Origin of the sequence: Psychrobacter sp. AOP7-B1-25 (assembly GCF_052376195.1) — a bacterium.
Taxonomy (GTDB): domain Bacteria; phylum Pseudomonadota; class Gammaproteobacteria; order Pseudomonadales; family Moraxellaceae; genus Psychrobacter.
Genome location: NZ_JBQSVK010000013.1, coordinates 62,528 through 80,218, shown reverse-complemented (window position 1 = coordinate 80,218; position 17,691 = coordinate 62,528). Strand labels below are relative to the sequence as shown.

Here is a 17,691-nt window from a genome sequence, read left to right as displayed (position 1 = left end):
CTGTGCTGCCCGTGGTCGGCTTTTAGACTGATCTTGTTATCTTTGCTCATGTCTTAAGTCCTCCACGTTAAAGGCTATTTCTGCTATTTTTACAGATAGATTTTTTAGTGACTCCACTTGTCGGCTGCCTGTAGGTAGTAAGCTGCCTAGTATCTTGGTTTCTAGCTCTGCAAGCTCTGTCATAGTATTAATAATGGTTACATTAGCGTGTAAGGTAATAATGAGCTGATCTATAAAATCTTCGTTTATCATCAAAAAGCCCTGTTCTTTGAGCCTGCTCATTACTTCGTTGACCAGTTCGTCATTACTCATGATTGCACCCCATTAGCTAGATTATCGGTATCAATCCAATAGACGTTCCAATGCTTGCCGTCTTTACTTACTCGCTTGCGCTGTATGGTTAAGCCTGTATTTTCTAACTGGTTAATGCGAGTGGGTAGCGTGGCGATTTTATAAAGTTCGATAGCTTGCCAGCGTGTGATTGATTGGCCAGTCAAAAGGTGATCTTTAATGATTTGGTTTTGGCTGCGTTTTAGCTTATCCATGATTAAGCCCCCTCATTAGTAGCGTTTATATAGTCCACAATATCGCTACCTTTAAAGTAGTAAACGCCATTGATAGATAACGGCTTTGTTATCGTGCCAGCTTTGATCCAGCGTCTAATGGTTTCAGGGTGTTTTTGGAATACATCGGCTATCTGCTTAACCTGATAAAGCTCTTTTGGGTTCGCTAATAGGTAAGCTAGGTTTAGCTTATTGGTGGGTGCTGCGTGGGTAGTGTTAGGCATTGCCTTAACTCCTATTCAGTTGATGAAAGTTGTTAAGGCTTATTGTGCGGTGTGGGGTGTTGTTAAAAATTAAAGTTAATTAATTAAAGTTAAAGTTAAGATTTTTTCAGCGGTTGTTTATAGAGAATATCCGTATATTCTTGAATAGACGCACTAATTTTAGCTATGTTGGCTTTTAGACCGTTTGTGTCTTCATCAGCTATCTTTAAGTCATCAATTGCAAACTGATAAATAGCTTTGCTGATTTGAGTAGCATTTGGTTTGTTGTCACCAATAGTATAAGCATTAGATTTGCTGGCAAGTAGTAAGGCTAAAATAGCTATTAACTTTTTATCTTGTGATCTGCTATTTAGCGGCTCATTATCATGGGTTCCTGTTTCTTGCTTAGTTTCTTTATTTTCGTTTGGTAAAGGCTCCTCACCAGTAATGAATTTAAATGCTGCTTGAAGTTTTTCATGATCCAGTCGTATAAGCTTCTTAAAACTATTATTATCTTTAGGAGAATTTTTTGTCTTCTCGTATTCAGATAGGCTAGTTTCTATCCTTTTAAAAACTCTTACAGACATATCGTTATTCATATCGACTAAATTTGCTGTAACTGAGTCACATATATAGACTGTATAGTTATATAGACGGGCTTCACTAAAGCTTAGGTTAAAGGGTTTAATGTATTCAAGTTTTTCTAAATCGTTAAGCTTTAAATAAAAGTTATTATTTACATCTTGATATTCTTCATAGCTTGGCGCGTCCTTAACTTCATAGTAAAGATCAAAGCTGTCTAAATATTCCATATAAATAAAATATCCATCTATACTTATCTGTTTAAAAAGTTCATCTATATTTTTATCAATTGCATCAACTTGCATGCCTTTGCAAACTCGATAATGCTTATCAGCTTCATAGGAATTTATATCTTTATCAAAACCATTGTAAAGCAGCCATGAAACAACGGTTTCAACTGGTTCTTTTAATTTAAACGATAGATATAGAATAAAGTCATCTATATAAATATAATTTTCTTCAAAATCACTTTTTGGCTTATCCATCAATCCCATAACCATGCCTTACTTGTCATTCATACCTTAATAAGAATAGGTGCAAGGCATGCCAGCCTAAGGCATGAAATGGCTGGCGTTCGGGTAATTAATCCTAGCCTTGCATGGTCATTGTAGCGGTGTTTAGTCGCTAAATAAGGTTATGCTGTTAATCGTTTATCCATTCTTACTAGGCTTTGACCATACCCAGTGATCTTTAAGGTGATATTGTCATGCTTTTTAGATAGGCGTTGCACCTCTATAACTGCCAACTCATAAGGTAACGAGTTTCTTAATATTTTGCCGCTATCTGTCTTAAGATTGATAGGCTCATCATCACGCAAAATAGAATAAGTAGGCACATACATAAAGCCGTCATATTCTGCACCATCTGGCGGTAAACTATCCCAAAATGCGCGGTCATCTAATTGCTGGCGTGTTGGTTTGGTGTCTAAAATCATCATGGCTTATGCTCCAATTTTGGGGTTAATAACTGCGCTATCATTGATTAAATGGGTCATGCTTTCATGGTCGTTCTGTATCATTGCAGACGTATTGCTTAAGCTGTCTATCATCATATTAATAGCGCCTTTTAACTGTGCTGTGTCATTGCTTTCACTTGCCAGCCTTGCCACTGCTATAGCGTTTTCTATGCGCTCGATTTGGTAAAGCATGTTTACGTGCAAGTCATCTAGACAAAAAGCGTTAATAGCAATTGCGCTTTCATGGTTAATATCATTCATTGTGTCGATCTCCTTTGGTGGGTTTTGTTGGTTAGGTTTTAGCCGTGGTTCTGTTTGGCTGCTTTCTTAAAATCAGCATGAATAACATTGTCAAACTTACCAGCCTTTATATCGTCTAGGTAGTTGGCCCATGCTGTCATCATCTCGGCTCGTTGCTCTAGTCCAGTCATGCGATTGTATGCAGTGCCATAAGCGTTAAGCATGCGGTGACCTAGTGCCAGTTCGGTTATCAGTTCGTCATAGCCTAGCCGCTCCATCAGCATAGTTTTTGCGCTACTTCTAAAACCATGTGGGCTATGAATACCTTTATAGCCTTGCCCGTTATTCATTAGATCACTGTTTAATACTTTGTTTATTTCTTGCGTATGGTGGTAAGGCTCAGTTCTACGCCTTGGATTATGGAATACATACTTGCTATCACCTGTCATGCTTTGCATCTGCTCCAATATAGCTATGGCTTGCGGTGCTAGTGGTATTACCATGCTTTCTACCATATCTGCCCTAGTGCCTGATTTTTGCGGCTTAAGCTCCCATTGTTTTTTAAACCAATGAATATCTGCCCATTGCATAGCGCAAGCATCACCTACGCGAGTAAAGGTAAGGGCTAGTAGCTGTAATATGTGCTTATTATATAACTGGCTTGCATCATCTAGCTGCTCAATATCTCTTAGCAGTTCGGCAAATTCTTTGGGGTCTGTTAATGATGGGTAGTGAACAGCTTTATGAGTCTTTAACGTGCCTTGTAGGTCACTGGCTGGGTTGTACTCAATCACCCTATGTTTTTTGGCTAGCTGTAAAATACTTTTTAACAGTATTTTTACTTGTAGGCCTTTAACTGGGCTTGTCTTTTGTATGTCAGTTATAAACTTTATGACCATGCTAGGTGCTATCTCTGTAACCCTCATATGCCCTAACTGCTTTTGAATAGGCTTTAACAACACTTGATTGTTATATAGTGTTTTGGGGCTTAGGTTTTTGCTGGCTTGCAATTCTTGCCACTCGCTAATGAAGTGATCTAGTGTGTTGAGCCTATCTAGTAACTCGTTTTGTCTTTCTAGCTCTTTATGCTCTAAAGGGTCTATATCCTTGGCTAGCAGTGTCATGTTGTTTCTGTACATGTCTTTAGCATCAGCAAGGCTTAACGCTGGGTATTGTCCTAGCGTCATGTAAGGGCGTTTGCTTGTTATTGGGTGGCTGTATCTATGTCTAAAATCCACTGCAGCATCTAAGCCGTTCTTATGTGGTCTTATCCGTACTTCTAGACCTTTATAGCCAGCGATTGGATAGCTAACAGTCTTGCCAGCTTGGATAGTTTCCTTGGTAGCTTTTTGAATTTGTGAGTCTAGTTTTATCGCTTTTGTGGTCATATCCCTTTGCCTTTACCTTGGTAGCCAACTTGGTAGCCATTTTGTTAATACTGGTAGCCATTTTGTTAATACTGGTAGCCATTTTGGTAGCCATTTTGGTAGCCATTTAAAATGCTTTATATCGTGGCATAATGTTGTACGTTGTTAGATATGTTATAGCTAAAACGGCCGTATATCAAGGTTTTTAAAGGGTTTTGCAGTATTTTTTATTGAACGTTGTTTTTTGATGTAGGAAAAAATAGAGTTAAAAGATACTGGCTATTGCCAGTCTTTTTTGTTGCCAATGAATGAGCAAAGTGTAAAACTGATTATTTATTTCTACTAATCTGCTTATAATAAGAACACTATAAATAGAACCTTAATCAAGCCAATACACACAACTAAAACTAATAAGGACTTTACAATGGCCAAGCCAACGACAGAAACCATTCACCTACCTGATTTCCCAGTAACTATCGTACGCAAGCTTGCGGGTAATTTCATTCATGATGAAATCAATTTAAAAGAAATGGTCGCTAATACCGATAAAGGCCTTATTCTGTATTTTTACCCCAAAGACAACACGCCAGGCTGTACCACACAGGCAACAGAATTTACCTCGCACCTTCATGACTTTGACGAATTGGGCTACGACATTATCGGCGTCTCTCGTGATAGCGTCGAATCTCATGAAAAGTTTATCGACAAGTATGACCTACAAATTCCACTTATCAGTGATACTGATGAAAAGTTATGCCAGTATTTTGACGTTATCAAAGAAAAAAATATGTATGGCAAAGTCACGCTAGGCCTTGTACGTTCAGCATTTGTATTCAATAAAGACAGCGAACTGACTCATGCGCAGCGTAATCTACGTGCCAAAGACTATACCAGTCGTTTACTGACTATATTAGCGCCGTAATTATTGGTTCTATCATTGAATCAGTATCCGTCATAATTATAAAAACTGAATAAAAAATATAAGCTAAAAATTCAGTCTATTATTGAATATAACTTTCCCCTATTAGAGAATAATATGAATAAAAAAACTGACACTACCACTGACGATACGTCAAAAGAAGCCACGCGCAAAGTATCCGTCGCCATTATTGGCGCTGGTACCGCAGGACAAAATGCTTTTCGCCAAGCAAGTAAAATCAAGGACGACGTGGTCATCATAAACGAAGGGTTTTGGACCACGACCTGTATTGCCGTTGGCTGTATGCCTAGTAAGTTGCTAATTGCAGCTGCTGATCGTGCACACGATACCAATCATTCTGCTGAATTTGGTATTCATGCAACGGCACAAATAGATGGCAAACGAGTAATGGAGCGTGTACGTGATGAACGCAGTCATTTTGCCAGCTATATCAAGAAACAAGTACACAGCTGGCCTGATCATAAAAAAATCGATGGTCATGCTCATATCAATGAACAAGGTTTAATTGAGGTCAATGATGAGCTGATTGCCGCTGAGCAAATCATTGTCGCTACAGGTAGCTCGCCGTTTATCCCTGATGGATGGGCTAGCAAGCTTGGTGATACCATGCTTACTTCTGACAGTGTCTTTGAGCTTGAAGACTTACCAAAAACTATGGCTGTCGTTGGTGCTGGTGCCATTGGTCTAGAGCTTGCGCAAGCATTTACGCGTTTAGGTGTAGAAGTTACGCTGTTAAACCGCGTCAAACAAGTCGCTGGTCTACAAGACGACGATATCAATCATAAAGCTATCGATTGCTTAAGTCGTGAATTGACCATGCATTTGGGAAGCAAAATTACGGATGTTGGTACAAAATCTACTGAAGATAATGCCTCTGAGAGTAGTGGAAACAATAAAAATACCACTGCATTTATCGAATATGAAGATAGCGCAGGCAAGTCTCAACAATGGCAAGGTGAATACGTATTAGTTGCTACTGGTCGTCGCAACAATATTAAGCAGCTAGGAATTGAAAACTTAGGTGTTGAGCTAGACGATAAGAACCGTCCGAAAGATTTGAGTAAAAAAACAGGTCAGATTGGCGACTTAAACGTCTATATCGTTGGTGATGCCAATGCCAATATTCCACTATTACATGTAGCCAGTGATGAGGGCTATAGTGCAGGCAACATGGTTTGTGAAAATACAGAAGGGGCTTATATCCGCCCACCTGCCCCACCTTTCTCTATCGTCTTTTGCTCACCACAAATTGTTAATATTGGTATGTCTCTACCAGAGATTCAAGAAGACTCAGAGTTGGAGTTTGTCATCGGTAGCGTAAGCTTTGACAATCAAGGGCGTAGTCGTGTGATGGGAGTTAATTGTGGTCTGCTACACATCTATGGCTGCAAAAAAACAGATAAGATTCTAGGTGCTAGCATGGTCGGCCCTGATGCCGAGTATATTGGACACATACTTGCTACTGCTATTACTAATGACTTAAGCATCAAAGCCTTGCTAGACACGCCTTTTTATCATCCAACGATATTAGAGGGACTACGCACAGCACTACGCGATGTTCAATATAAAATGGAGATCCCTTTCCAGTCTCAAGACGCACAAGAAGACAACTTTTAACGGTTTATATTTTTTAGCCCAATAAAACTTTTGGAATTTAACTCTCTAGACTGAATCATTGCTTATATCACGTGTGATTGTATGGTCAGCTTGATATAATTTGTAGACAGCTATTTCATGTATAACGTTTTTTATAATCGCAACCTGCATGGACGAAACAATGCCAATTGCTAGTATTACTGACTTCTTCAAAGAAATTGTTCATGACTTACATACTAGTCTTTACCTTGCTCTTGGCGGCTCTATAGATGAGGACTCACTTAATTGGTCCTCACAAGCAGCAGAACTGGTCAGCACTGGCATCAAAATCCTAATACTGCTTGCGGTATTGGGATTTTTTTATTGGTTGGCCAATTATATTCTTAGGCAGAGCCGAGCCAAAATTCGATTGAATGAACGCCGTACTAAGATTGCCCGTTCAGTCTTACGCTATATATGGATTGTCGCAAGTCTAATCGCCATCATGAGTCAGATAAACTTTGAACCAGAAACCATTAAAGCCACCGCAAAGGCGAGCACTTGGGCCGGTATCTATTACGTACTTTGGGCATCATCAGGACAGATCATTCATAGAGTCTTACAGCACTATGGCCTCAACGCTTCAATAGAGCAGTTGCTTAAAAACATCTTATCCGTACTGCTGTTGGTACTTGGGCTTGCCAGCGTTATGGCACAATTTGGCTTTGATATTGTGTCGTTGGTTGCTGGTTTAGGTATTGTTGGTTTGGCAGTGGGTTTCGCCGCTCAGTCTACTCTTGCTAATTTCATCGCTGGTATTACTATTTTGCTTGAGCAGTCCTTTCAGGTTGGTGATTGGATTCATATCAATGACACTGAGGGACGCGTGGTACTTATCGCGCTGCGGACTACTCATATCCTTACTCGTGACAATATTACGGTCATCATTCCAAACTCTAACGTTGCCTCCTCTGAAGTGATCAATCTGACTTCTAAAAACTTCATACGTTTTGATATTCGCGTACGTATCGCATTTGAGGATGACATTGAGACAGCTCGCCAAGAAATATTACAGGTGCTGAGCGATACCGATGTAGTGCTTAATCGGCCTGAAACCTCAGCGACCGTCGCAGAAATTGGCGAGTATGGGGTGTTTTTTATCGTACGTTTTTGGGTCAAGCCAGCAGCCGTTGCGCGTATGCCAAAGATTAAAGAGGGCCTAAAAGAAGATATCAAAGTTGCCTTTGATGCTGCAAATATCTCTACCCCTTATCCTCATATGCGGTTACTCATGCCAAAAGACATTGATTACCCTATTGCCACTAAGCCTTTTGCAACCACCACTCAAATTCTCCCAGAGAAATTACCACTGACCAAGGATGAGTAGACAATTTATTCTTATGCATTTGGCTATCACATCTTCAAATCTTAAACACGACCACTTTGAACTATCCTACTGTGAATTATGGTAAAATTGCTGGTTACACCGATTATCTTATTATTTGCTTTTTTGTCAATTTAGCCCACAGGTACCCGTATGACCGAACAAACCGCGCCCACATCTCTAGCAGCAGCTTCACCAGAGTTGTCGCTTGATCTTATTATTACCTGTGCCGATGGGCTTGAGGCACCACTGCAAACTGAGCTAACCAGTTTTGGCATTGACAGCGAAATCAAAAGTACTGGCCGTCTGACCGTAACTGGCGGCTTACGTGAGCTATATACTATCTGCCTTTGGTCACGTGTGGCCTCACGAGTACTGATGCTGATTAAACGTAAAAATATCAACGCAGAATACGACGTTGCAGAACAGCTATATGGCTTGGCAAAATCGGTCAATTGGACTGAGCAATTTAGCCTAGAGCAAACCTTTGCTATTCGTCTGTCTGTTGATAAGCGTGTCGCCGTCAGTCAGCAGTTTGCTATGCTACGTATCAAAGATGCGATTGCCGATACGTTCAATGAAGTCTACGACAGCCGCCCTAACGTCGATAGCAAAAACCCAGACTTCTCTGTTTTTGCAACCATCAATGACAAGCAAGCCGAGTTGTATTTAGATTTATCAGGTACCAGTTTACATCGCCGTGGTTACCGTGTGGCTATGACAGAAGCGCCGCTAAAAGAAAACTTGGCAGCAGCACTACTCTATAGCGCTGGTTGGCATAAGAAAAACGAAGCCGGTGACGCGCCATTCTACAATGCGTTAATCGACCCAATGTGTGGTTCTGGTACATTCCTTATCGAAGCGCTACTCATGCATTGCGACTATGCCGTGGGTATCGACAAGGCTGCCAATCAATTTGGTTTTTATCAATGGCAGCATCATGATGAGACGCTATGGCAAGAGATGATCGATGATGCCCAAACGCGTTTCCGAGAAGCGTTAGAGGTTGCCAATGAGCAGCCTGATACGTTGCCACTCATGTTAGGATTTGATGCTGATAGTGGTGCGGTTCTTGCGACAGAAAAAAACCTGATTGCAGCAGGTCTACAAGATATTTTACCGCTACTCGATATCGAGCGTCGTGCGCTTGACCAACTCAGCAATGTACTCAAGCCATTAGTTAGCGATGGTCGACTGAGCAGTCCTTTGGTCATCACTAACCCACCTTATGGTGAGCGTTTGGGTGATGAAGAAATGATTAAGCCGTTGTACCAAGCGATTGGGCTTATCTTGCAAGACAGCTTCGCTGGTAGCGGTATTGATCCGATGCTTGGTATCTTGGCTGCCAATGTCGAACAGGTCGATATCTTACCGATTAAAGAACCAAAAACGTTACGCTGTCATAATGGCGCCATCACTGTTTATTTCCGCTACGGAACACTTATCTCGGGACAAACGGGTAATCTTGTCAGCCGTTTCGAAAAGCGTGAGATTGAAGTAGAAGAAGGACAAGACTTTGTCAATCGCTTACAAAAAAATCTTGCTAAGCTTAAAAAATTGGCTAAGAAAGATAATGTAAGTAATATACGTGTCTATGATGCTGATTTGCCAGACTTCAAAGTCGCAATCGATTTATACGGTGACTATGCTCATGTACAAGAATATGCGCCACCAAAGACAATACCACCTGAGACTGCAAAAAAACGCTTTAACTTGGCATTAATGGGTATTCGCGAAGTCTTTGATATTAACCGTGAACAGGTCTTCATCAAAACGCGTGCCCGTCAGTCTGGTAACGACCAATACAGCAAGCAAAACACCACGGAAAAACGAGGCAAGTTTCATGTTGCGCGTGAAGATGGTGCGTATATCTATGTCAACTTTACAGATTATTTAGATACTGGCCTGTTTATCGATCACCGTAATATGCGTGCTCGTATCAAGGCCAACAGTCGCGATAAAGCAGTACTTAACCTATTCGCTTATACTTGTACCGCAAGCTTGCATGCAGCGCTCGCTGGTGCGAAAAAAGTTACTAGCGTTGATTTGTCACAGAACTATCTAGACTGGGGTAAGCAAAACTTTGTCTTAAACGGTTTAGACGTTAGTCGCAACAAATACCAATTCGTTGCTGCTGACATCTTTGAATGGATTAAAGATAATACTGAGCAGTTCGATGTTATCTTTATTGATCCACCGACTTTCTCAAACTCTAAGAAATTTCAAGGTACCTTTGATGTGCAACGTGATCATGCTGCACTGATTAACCGTGCAATGAACCGTCTCACTTCTGATGGCGTCTTGTATTTTTCTAATAACTTTACTCGCTTTGAGCTAGATGAGCAGTTGACTCAGCGTTATGACATCGTTGATATCACTCAAAAAACCATTGGTTTTGATTTCAATATCAAGAAACCCATTCATCAAAGCTTTGAGATTCGTCATCGTCAAAGTCTATAATTCAAGATATGAGACTTAAGGTCCATAAACAGGGTTTATATATATTAAGACTACATATTTATAGTGGTAGTCTAAGTACCTGAAAATTCTGTTTTTTGCCAAATGTATATGAAATATAATAATGACCCAATCAGCTTTGATTGGGTCATTTTTTGTTGTTATGATAGAGCGTTACTAGGCGATGGATTTGCGCAGTTGTTGTGCAAGCATCGCCTTTTTTCGATAATTTTATAAAACCACTAATTTCTAATAAGAAGGATAAAACCATGGCTTTATCACTTAATAAAGGCGGTAATTTATCGCTAACGAAAACTGACCCAAATTTGACCAAGCTACTTATCGGTCTTGGTTGGGATGAGCGTGCCACTTCTGGTGCTGAGTTCGATCTTGATGCCAGCGTGTTCTTACTAAATGGCGCAGGTAAAGTGCGCGGCGATCATGACTTTATCTTCTACAATCAGCTGAAGTCTGACAATGGTGCTGTTGAACACACTGGTGACAATCGTACTGGCGAAGGCGACGGTGATGATGAAGTTATCAAAGTAAACCTAACCCAAGTACCTGCTGACGTGGATAAAGTAGTCGTAACCGTTACTATTCATGACGCTGCTGCTCGCAGTCAAAACTTTGGTCAAGTCGCCAACGCCTTTATCCGTGTTGTTAACGAAGAGACTGGCACCGAAGTCGTACGTTTTGATCTAGCAGAAGATTACTCTGTTGAGACAGCGATGGTGTTTGGCGAAGTATATCGTCACAATGGCGAATGGAAATTCCGTGCTGTTGGTCAAGGCTATTCGGGTGGCTTGCAAGCGATGTGTCAGCAGTACGGTGTTGACATCTAAAACCATTGTTAACTGGTATTTAGTCTATTATTAGTCACCGTAATCACGTCCAAAATAGCAAACCGCCATCGTTGCAAATAGTCACAATTTTTAATGGCCAAATGACTAGTAATGCTTTACGTTTCGTTTAAAATTATGCATAAAAAGTGGTTAGTCATAACCACTTTTTTGCGGTTCATGCCTATACTAGGTAGACCTTAGCTTTACGCAACCAGACAGGATGTGTCATGAGACATTTTTATTTAGACTTTATCTTCACAGCGATTGCTTTGGCAATAGCAGCATGGTGGGGATATTCACATGGCGGTATGGGCGGCTTAATAGCCACTCTTTCTATTACCGCTATTTTGGCCGTCATGGAGATTTCATTATCTTTTGATAATGCGGTGGTCAATGCTTCAGTCCTTAAGGGCTGGGACGAATTTTGGAAAAAGATATTTTTAACCGTTGGTATTCTAATCGCTGTATTCGGTATGCGCTTGGTTTTCCCTATTGTCATCGTCGCCGTTACTGCTGACCTTGGCATGATGCAAGTAATCGATTTAGCATTGAATAACCCTCAAGAGTACTCAGCAAGACTGATGGCTCACCATGCAGAAATCTCAGCATTTGGTGGTATCTTCTTACTTTTAGTATTCTTGAACTTTATTTTTGATGACAAAGACGTACATTGGTTCAGCTGGCTTGAAAGCCGTTTAGCAAAGCTAGGTAAAGTCGATGCTATGAGCGTATTTGTCGCACTTATTGTGCTGATGATTGCGGTATCATGGGCCAATGATAATCAAGCAAGCGCTGTCTTAATCGCTGGTGTTTGGGGTATCTTAGTTTACCTTGGCGTACAGGTCGTATCTGGCATGCTTGAGGGCGATCTTGAAGAAGACCTAGAAAACGAAGAAAACGGTTCGGGCGCTGCGGCGACCAGTGCCATCATGAAAGGCGGTATCATTGGTTTCTTATACCTAGAAGTTTTAGATGCCTCATTCAGTTTTGATGGTGTAATTGGCGCATTTGCAATTACCAATGACGTGATTGTTATCATGCTAGGTCTTGCGATTGGTGCGATGTTCGTACGTTCTATGACTATCTTCTTGGTAGATAAAGGCACGCTTGACGAGTTCATCTATCTTGAGCATGGCGCACATTATGCAATCGGTGCGTTGGCATTGATTATGCTATTGTCAGTGAAGTTCCATGTACCAGAGATTATCACTGGTCTGATTGGTATTGCCTTTATTGGTTGGGCGCTGCTAGCATCACTTCAGCATCGTAAGGCTGAGAAAGCTAGCCTAAACTAAGGTATGTTCTCAGTATAATACCGTCTGTATCTAGCTATACATCTAAGCAGGTCATACCACAAGGTATGGCCTGCTTTTTTGTCATACTATTTTTGCCATACAACTAGAGCGCGGTGAGATACTCAAATATCAGAATATTCAATAATTGAAATAATCAATGATTAAAATGGCACTTATTCCGTTACTATCGTCCTATCTTCAATTAAAATCCTTGACCTTAAACTACCCCATAAAAATAAGACCATACAATCAATATGCAAAAAATTCTTGATGATATTGCCGCAGAAATGGCAAGAGAAACTGACCGTGGAAAAGTGGCAGATTATATTCCGCAATTGGCCCATATCGATCCTAATCAGTTCGGTATTGCCGTAGCGACTCCAGATGGGAAAATGTATGTAGCAGGTGATGCAAGCACTCTGTTTTCCATCCAAAGTATCTCAAAGGTGTTTACCTTGACCATTGGTCTTGGCAAGCTAGGTGACACGCTTTGGACGCACGTCGGGCGTGAGCCATCTGGCGATCCCTTTAATTCAATTGTGATGCTCGAACATGAGACTGGCCGACCACGTAACCCATTTATCAATGCCGGTGCCATTGCTGTGGTAGATGCTATTATGATGGGGCATGAACCCAAAGAAACACTGGGTGAGATTCTTCAATTTGTTCACCTCATTGCAGATGATGAGTCAATTCGCTTTGATCACAAAGTAGCGGCTTCTGAAATGGCGCACAAAGACCGAAACGCTTCTCTGGCGCACTTTATGAAATCCTTTGGTCGTTTAAAACACGATGTAGATAATGTGTTAGGTACGTATTTTCATCAATGTTCAATTGAAATGAATTGCCAACAGTTAGCCAGTGCCGGTCTTTATCTGGTGTCTAACGGAGTTGATAAGCACTCAGGAATACGTGTCATCAATGAAAACCGAGCACGCCGTATTAACTCGTTGATGATGATGTGTGGTCATTACGATGGTTCTGGCGAATTCGCTTATCGCGTGGGCTTACCAGGTAAAAGCGGGGTTGGTGGCGGGATTTTAACCATAGCACCTGGTAAAGGTTCTATCGCTGTTTGGTCACCAGGGCTTGATCATGTAGGCAACTCTAAGCTTGGGTTAAAAGCGTTAGAGCGTTTCGTACAAAAAACAGGCTGGTCGGTTTTTGCAGAATAAGAGCTACATGGACATTTGTACAAATAGGCTTTTGATACCACGCCATGCTCATACTCTTTTATACTAACTACGAAGCACATATAAGCCATAAGTTGATTTAATCTAAGCTCGTATAGTAAATCGGTGCTTTTTTAATCGTTTATTTTCTTTAAAGTACCCTTGCGCTAAACTTTCCTCGTATGAAACATTACTTTTCATAACAATATCTTAACGACTATTGCTAAGTTGATTAGAAATTATCAAAGATACAGAAGTATTATGTCCTTTAGTAAGCATATAGTAAGTGCACAAAATACGCCTTGCTTAGTGAGCGAACGCTTAGTATAGTAAAACCTAATGATATACAGTACATGGCACACAGCTAAGTTACTTATACTGTTCCAGCTGGTATATCAGTCACTGCACAACTTTTATTTAGTTTCTTTTTTATTATCCAATCCACTTAACTATTAATCCAAAGGATATTTGTATGGCTATTAGCTTAACAAAAGGCGGCAACGTAAACTTATCAAAAGAAGCGCCAGGTTTAACCAACATTACAGTCGGTCTAGGCTGGGATCCACGTGCCACTGACGGCCAAGAGTTTGACTTAGATGCAATCGGTTTTTTGATCAATGAAGCAGGTAAAGTTCGTAATGATCAAGACTTTATCTTTTTTAACAACCTAAAATCAGATAACGGCGCTGTTGAGCATACTGGTGATAACCGTACTGGCGAAGGCGATGGTGATGACGAAAAAATCAGAATCAATCTTGGTAGCATTCCAGCTGACGTTAACAAAGTAGCTATCTGTGCAATCATCTATGAAGGCCAAGCACGTAACCAAAACTTCGGTCAAGTTGGTGATGCTTATATCCGCGTTGTAAACGACAATGGCGAATCTGAAATCGCTCGTTATGACCTATCAGAAGACGGTAGCACTGAAACAGCAATGATCTTTGGCGAATTGTATCGTCATAGCGGTGACTGGAAATTCCGTGCTGTAGGTCAAGGTTTCAGTGGTGGTCTTGGACCATTAGCAGCCTCTTATGGCGTAAATGTTTAACGTTAAAACTAACGTAAACGTTTAGCAAGCCGATTCTCATAACTAGAAGTCTGGTTATGATCTAATAAGCCATCAAGTGTGCCCTTTTAACGCATTTGATGGCTTTAAATTTAATTGGCTTACCATTAGAATTATAGAGTCTATAAAAGCACGCACACATATTAAGAGCACCTAACAAAGATATTAGAATAAGGATTTGCAAGCCATGGCCGCAACATTCAGTTTAATCGGTACTATTGAACCTTTTTTGCATTGTAACCTTAAAAAAGGCGATTCAATTTATTGTGAAGCCAATGCGATGGTAATGATGGAGTCTAACCTTGAGCTGAAAGGTAAGCTGCAAGGTGGCCTGATGCAGTCACTGATGCGCCGCTTTGCAAACGATGAATCATTGTTTCAACAGCAGATTGAAGCAGTTAATGGTGAAGGTGACTGTTTGCTTGCGCCCACGCTCGATGGTGATATGCAAATCATAGAAGTTAGCAAGCAGCAATATACACTGAGTGATGGTGCGTTTGTCGCAGCCCAAACTGGCGTCGATATCAGAGCCAATATTCAGCGCAATCTAGGCGGGGCTGTTTTTGGTGACACAGGCGGCTTTATGGTGATGCAGACACAAGGTCAAGGTCAGGTCGTGGTATCTGGTTTTGGCTCGTTGTTTGAGATTGATGTTACACCAGACAAAGACGTCATCATTGATAACGGTCATGTGGTCTGCTGGGATTCAAATCTTGAGTATAAACTGTCAGTTTCGACCAGTAAGAAAAAAGGCATCATGAGCAATATCATCAACTCCGTCACCAGTGGCGAAGGTATGGTTTTGAACTTCTCTGGTACTGGTAAAGTTATTATTTGCTCTCGAAATCGTGACAGCTACCAAGGTTGGTTGCAAAGTGTATTAGGCAGTAGCTCAGGTGGACGTGGCGGCAGTGGTGGGTTTTTAGATAACATCTTATAGCATCTCTTAGCACTATTTTAAACGGTTTTACTCACAACTATTATAAGGATACTCACATGGCAGTTAGTCTTCAAAAAGGTCAAAAAATCTCCCTAAGCAAAGAAGCTGGCGGCGATCTTACTCAAGTTAAATTGGGTCTAGGCTGGGACGTTGCTCAAGGGCCACAGGACAAAAAAGGTGGCTTCTTAGGGAAATTATTCGGCGGCGGTTCTGGTGGTGATTCTATTGATTTAGATGCATCATGCATCATGTTCGATGCCAATAAGCAAGCAGTCGATGCTATTTGGTTCAGTCAGCTAAAATCGAAGGACGGCAGCATCGTCCATACTGGTGATAATCGTACTGGTGACGGCGATGGCGATGATGAAGTCATCAATGTTGATCTCTCAAGAGTACCTGCCAATGTGGTCTCTCTAGTATTTACGGTTAATAGCTTTACTGGTCAGACATTCGAAACCGTAGAAAATGCGTTTTGCCGTATTGTCAACGCCAATAACAATAGCGAAGTAGCACGTTATAATCTGTCTGCACAAGGTGGACATACAGCAATGGTAATGGCAAAAGTCTATCGTCACAATAATGAATGGAAAATGCATGCTATTGGTGAGACAGCTTCTGGTCGCACCTTCCATGACTTGATGCCTGCTATCACACCGCATGCGTAATTGACTAGAGACTCTAACTGAATTATTCCCAATCTAGTTAAATAGTTTATTCCAAAGAAGAGCGGCCCATCTATCAGTAGATGGGCCGCTCTTCTTATATTTATTATTTATATGTTGAGAAGTACTATTTACGTCCACGCTTCCAGCTAAAGCCCCAGTTAAACGCTTTATCCATTTCTTGGTGACCTTTAAAGTATTGGTTGATACGCTCAACGTTGATACTACCTTGCTGATTAACCAAACGGGCAATGGCACACATCGGTAGATTACTAGCACCTTCGGTCAAACGTGTCTCAATCGGTGATTGCTCTGGTACATGGATAGTCACAACCCCATCAGTTTTTTCCCAATTGGGCGCACCTTCGTAGATAAAAGCAAAGATAAATACTTCTTCAATCTGCGACCATTGTTGACCATTAATATCTAGCCATTCACCGCCACTCACCTGCCCTGTTCTGTCATCAGCACGCAAGCAAACATATGGTGCTGATTGCAAACTACCAAAGCGATTGCCCAACGCTTGAATAAGGGTTTTTTCACCATTTTTTAGATGAATCATGGCGCCGACATCTAGATCGATACCACTTGATTGATGCTGCTTAAACAAGTCTCCTAGTAAGCCCTTTTTGGGCGCTTGCTTGTCGATATTTGGGCGTTGGTTCCAGTCCAAATTGACTGATATTTTGCCAAAGTCATCACGTTTTTTCAGATTGATGCTGGATTGATTCTTAGTTAAAGTTATTTTACTTAAGTTAATCGAAGGACTGGCTGGAATTGGTGGCGGCGTACTTGTCTGAGGTGCACTACGCGCTTTTTGCGTATTGATTGGTCGCTGCGTATTGATAGATTGAGACTGATTCTGAGGTGGTGTTTCATCAGCAATCTCAACGCCGAAGTGTTCAGATAGTGGCTTCAACCCACCATTAAATCCTTGCGCAATAAATCTAAATTTCCAGCTCCCTTGTCTGCGGTAGCATTCAGCCAATATAATCGCTTTTTCATTACGTCCAGCACTATTTAGCTGACAAGTCATCAATACTTGACTGCCTTGTAGTACCTGAATATCGACGTCACCCACTTGTGCAAGCGTTTGCGCACTAGAAAACGCTAATGCAATTTTCTCAATACTTGCAGGTTGTGCAGACAAGTTAACATCAAAAAATCCATCACTGTCATGACCACGGAAGCTAACGCTACCATCATCGCTACGTGTTTGACCATAAAACACCATGTCACCATCACCGCGTACTTTGCCGTCAGTAGTCAGACGATAAGCAGCACAATCAATGGCGTTTTGGCTTAAAATACGAATACTAATATTGTCAGTTGGTAATGGCGCATTGGCACCTGCAATTAATTTTTGAGATTGGTTTTGACTCATCATACGTCCTTTAGATTATTTATATGCTGTGGTCATTGTCATGCTGACTATCATCATATAG

At 41.1% G+C, this 17,691-nt stretch carries 18 protein-coding genes; 10 read left to right on the top strand and 8 right to left on the bottom strand.

Going from position 1 to position 17,691, the window contains the following annotated elements; genetic code table 11:
- Window positions 1–36: 36 nt before the first annotated feature.
- From ACT3QR_RS10755 to ACT3QR_RS10725, 7 genes are all read right to left on the bottom strand, one after another.
- Window positions 37–312 carry a hypothetical protein gene (locus ACT3QR_RS10755; protein WP_201601113.1) on the bottom strand — a complete coding sequence of 92 codons (276 nt, stop codon included), beginning with the start codon at window positions 310–312 and terminating at the stop codon, window positions 37–39.
- On the bottom strand, window positions 309–545 hold the full coding sequence (locus ACT3QR_RS10750; protein WP_444521340.1) for a helix-turn-helix domain-containing protein: 237 nt from the start codon (window positions 543–545) through the stop codon (window positions 309–311). Before ACT3QR_RS10750 ends, ACT3QR_RS10755 begins: the two co-directional genes overlap by 4 nt.
- 2 nt (window positions 546–547) lie before the next feature.
- Window positions 548–787 carry a helix-turn-helix domain-containing protein gene (locus ACT3QR_RS10745; RefSeq protein WP_444521339.1) on the bottom strand — a complete coding sequence of 80 codons (240 nt, stop codon included), beginning with the start codon at window positions 785–787 and terminating at the stop codon, window positions 548–550.
- A 95-nt stretch (window positions 788–882) separates the two neighbouring features.
- A complete protein-coding gene (locus ACT3QR_RS10740; RefSeq protein ID WP_300475380.1) occupies window positions 883–1,842 on the bottom strand; it encodes a hypothetical protein in 960 nt (319 codons plus the stop codon).
- Window positions 1,843–1,982: 140 nt separating this feature from the next.
- Entirely contained in the window at window positions 1,983–2,285 is a 303-nt protein-coding gene (locus ACT3QR_RS10735) for a hypothetical protein (protein WP_444521338.1), read from the bottom strand.
- A gap of 3 nt (window positions 2,286–2,288) precedes the next feature.
- Window positions 2,289–2,564 (bottom strand): hypothetical protein, encoded by a 276-nt coding sequence (locus ACT3QR_RS10730; protein ID WP_443538198.1) that lies wholly within the window; start codon window positions 2,562–2,564, stop codon window positions 2,289–2,291.
- Window positions 2,565–2,602: 38 nt separating this feature from the next.
- A complete protein-coding gene (locus ACT3QR_RS10725; protein ID WP_444521337.1) occupies window positions 2,603–3,931 on the bottom strand; it encodes a tyrosine-type recombinase/integrase in 1,329 nt (442 codons plus the stop codon).
- 403 nt (window positions 3,932–4,334) lie between these two features.
- On the opposite strand from ACT3QR_RS10725, the gene ACT3QR_RS10720 reads away from it, so the two are divergent.
- The 10 genes from ACT3QR_RS10720 (at window position 4,335) to ACT3QR_RS10675 (ending at window position 16,249) form a co-directional block, all read left to right on the top strand.
- A complete protein-coding gene (locus ACT3QR_RS10720; protein WP_444521336.1) occupies window positions 4,335–4,832 on the top strand; it encodes a peroxiredoxin in 498 nt (165 codons plus the stop codon).
- Window positions 4,833–4,946: 114 nt separating this feature from the next.
- Window positions 4,947–6,467 (top strand): dihydrolipoyl dehydrogenase, encoded by a 1,521-nt coding sequence (locus tag ACT3QR_RS10715; protein WP_444521335.1) that lies wholly within the window; start codon window positions 4,947–4,949, stop codon window positions 6,465–6,467.
- Between the two features lie 160 nt (window positions 6,468–6,627).
- The gene (locus tag ACT3QR_RS10710) at window positions 6,628–7,812 is read left to right on the top strand and encodes a mechanosensitive ion channel family protein (RefSeq protein ID WP_444521334.1); all 1,185 of its coding nucleotides are present in this window, start codon (window positions 6,628–6,630) and stop codon (window positions 7,810–7,812) included.
- 150 nt (window positions 7,813–7,962) lie between these two features.
- Window positions 7,963–10,269: a bifunctional 23S rRNA (guanine(2069)-N(7))-methyltransferase RlmK/23S rRNA (guanine(2445)-N(2))-methyltransferase RlmL gene (gene rlmKL, locus ACT3QR_RS10705; protein ID WP_444521333.1), complete on the top strand. Its 2,307-nt coding sequence runs from the start codon at window positions 7,963–7,965 to the stop codon at window positions 10,267–10,269.
- 266 nt (window positions 10,270–10,535) lie between these two features.
- Complete coding sequence (locus ACT3QR_RS10700; protein WP_057760825.1) at window positions 10,536–11,111, top strand: TerD family protein; 576 nt, start codon at window positions 10,536–10,538, stop codon at window positions 11,109–11,111.
- 227 nt (window positions 11,112–11,338) lie between these two features.
- Window positions 11,339–12,406: a DUF475 domain-containing protein gene (locus ACT3QR_RS10695; protein ID WP_444521332.1), complete on the top strand. Its 1,068-nt coding sequence runs from the start codon at window positions 11,339–11,341 to the stop codon at window positions 12,404–12,406.
- 254 nt (window positions 12,407–12,660) lie between these two features.
- Window positions 12,661–13,581: a glutaminase gene (locus tag ACT3QR_RS10690; RefSeq protein ID WP_444521331.1), complete on the top strand. Its 921-nt coding sequence runs from the start codon at window positions 12,661–12,663 to the stop codon at window positions 13,579–13,581.
- Between the two features lie 469 nt (window positions 13,582–14,050).
- Window positions 14,051–14,626 (top strand): TerD family protein, encoded by a 576-nt coding sequence (locus ACT3QR_RS10685; RefSeq protein ID WP_444521330.1) that lies wholly within the window; start codon window positions 14,051–14,053, stop codon window positions 14,624–14,626.
- 205 nt (window positions 14,627–14,831) lie between these two features.
- Window positions 14,832–15,584, top strand: coding sequence for a TIGR00266 family protein (locus ACT3QR_RS10680; protein WP_444521329.1), 753 nt, complete (start codon window positions 14,832–14,834; stop codon window positions 15,582–15,584).
- 56 nt (window positions 15,585–15,640) lie between these two features.
- Complete coding sequence (locus tag ACT3QR_RS10675) at window positions 15,641–16,249, top strand: TerD family protein (protein ID WP_319050553.1); 609 nt, start codon at window positions 15,641–15,643, stop codon at window positions 16,247–16,249.
- A 124-nt stretch (window positions 16,250–16,373) separates the two neighbouring features.
- Here the strand turns inward: ACT3QR_RS10675 and ACT3QR_RS10670 are convergent, their stop codons facing one another.
- A complete protein-coding gene (locus ACT3QR_RS10670) occupies window positions 16,374–17,630 on the bottom strand; it encodes a TerD family protein (protein WP_444521341.1) in 1,257 nt (418 codons plus the stop codon).
- Window positions 17,631–17,691 lie beyond the last annotated feature (61 nt).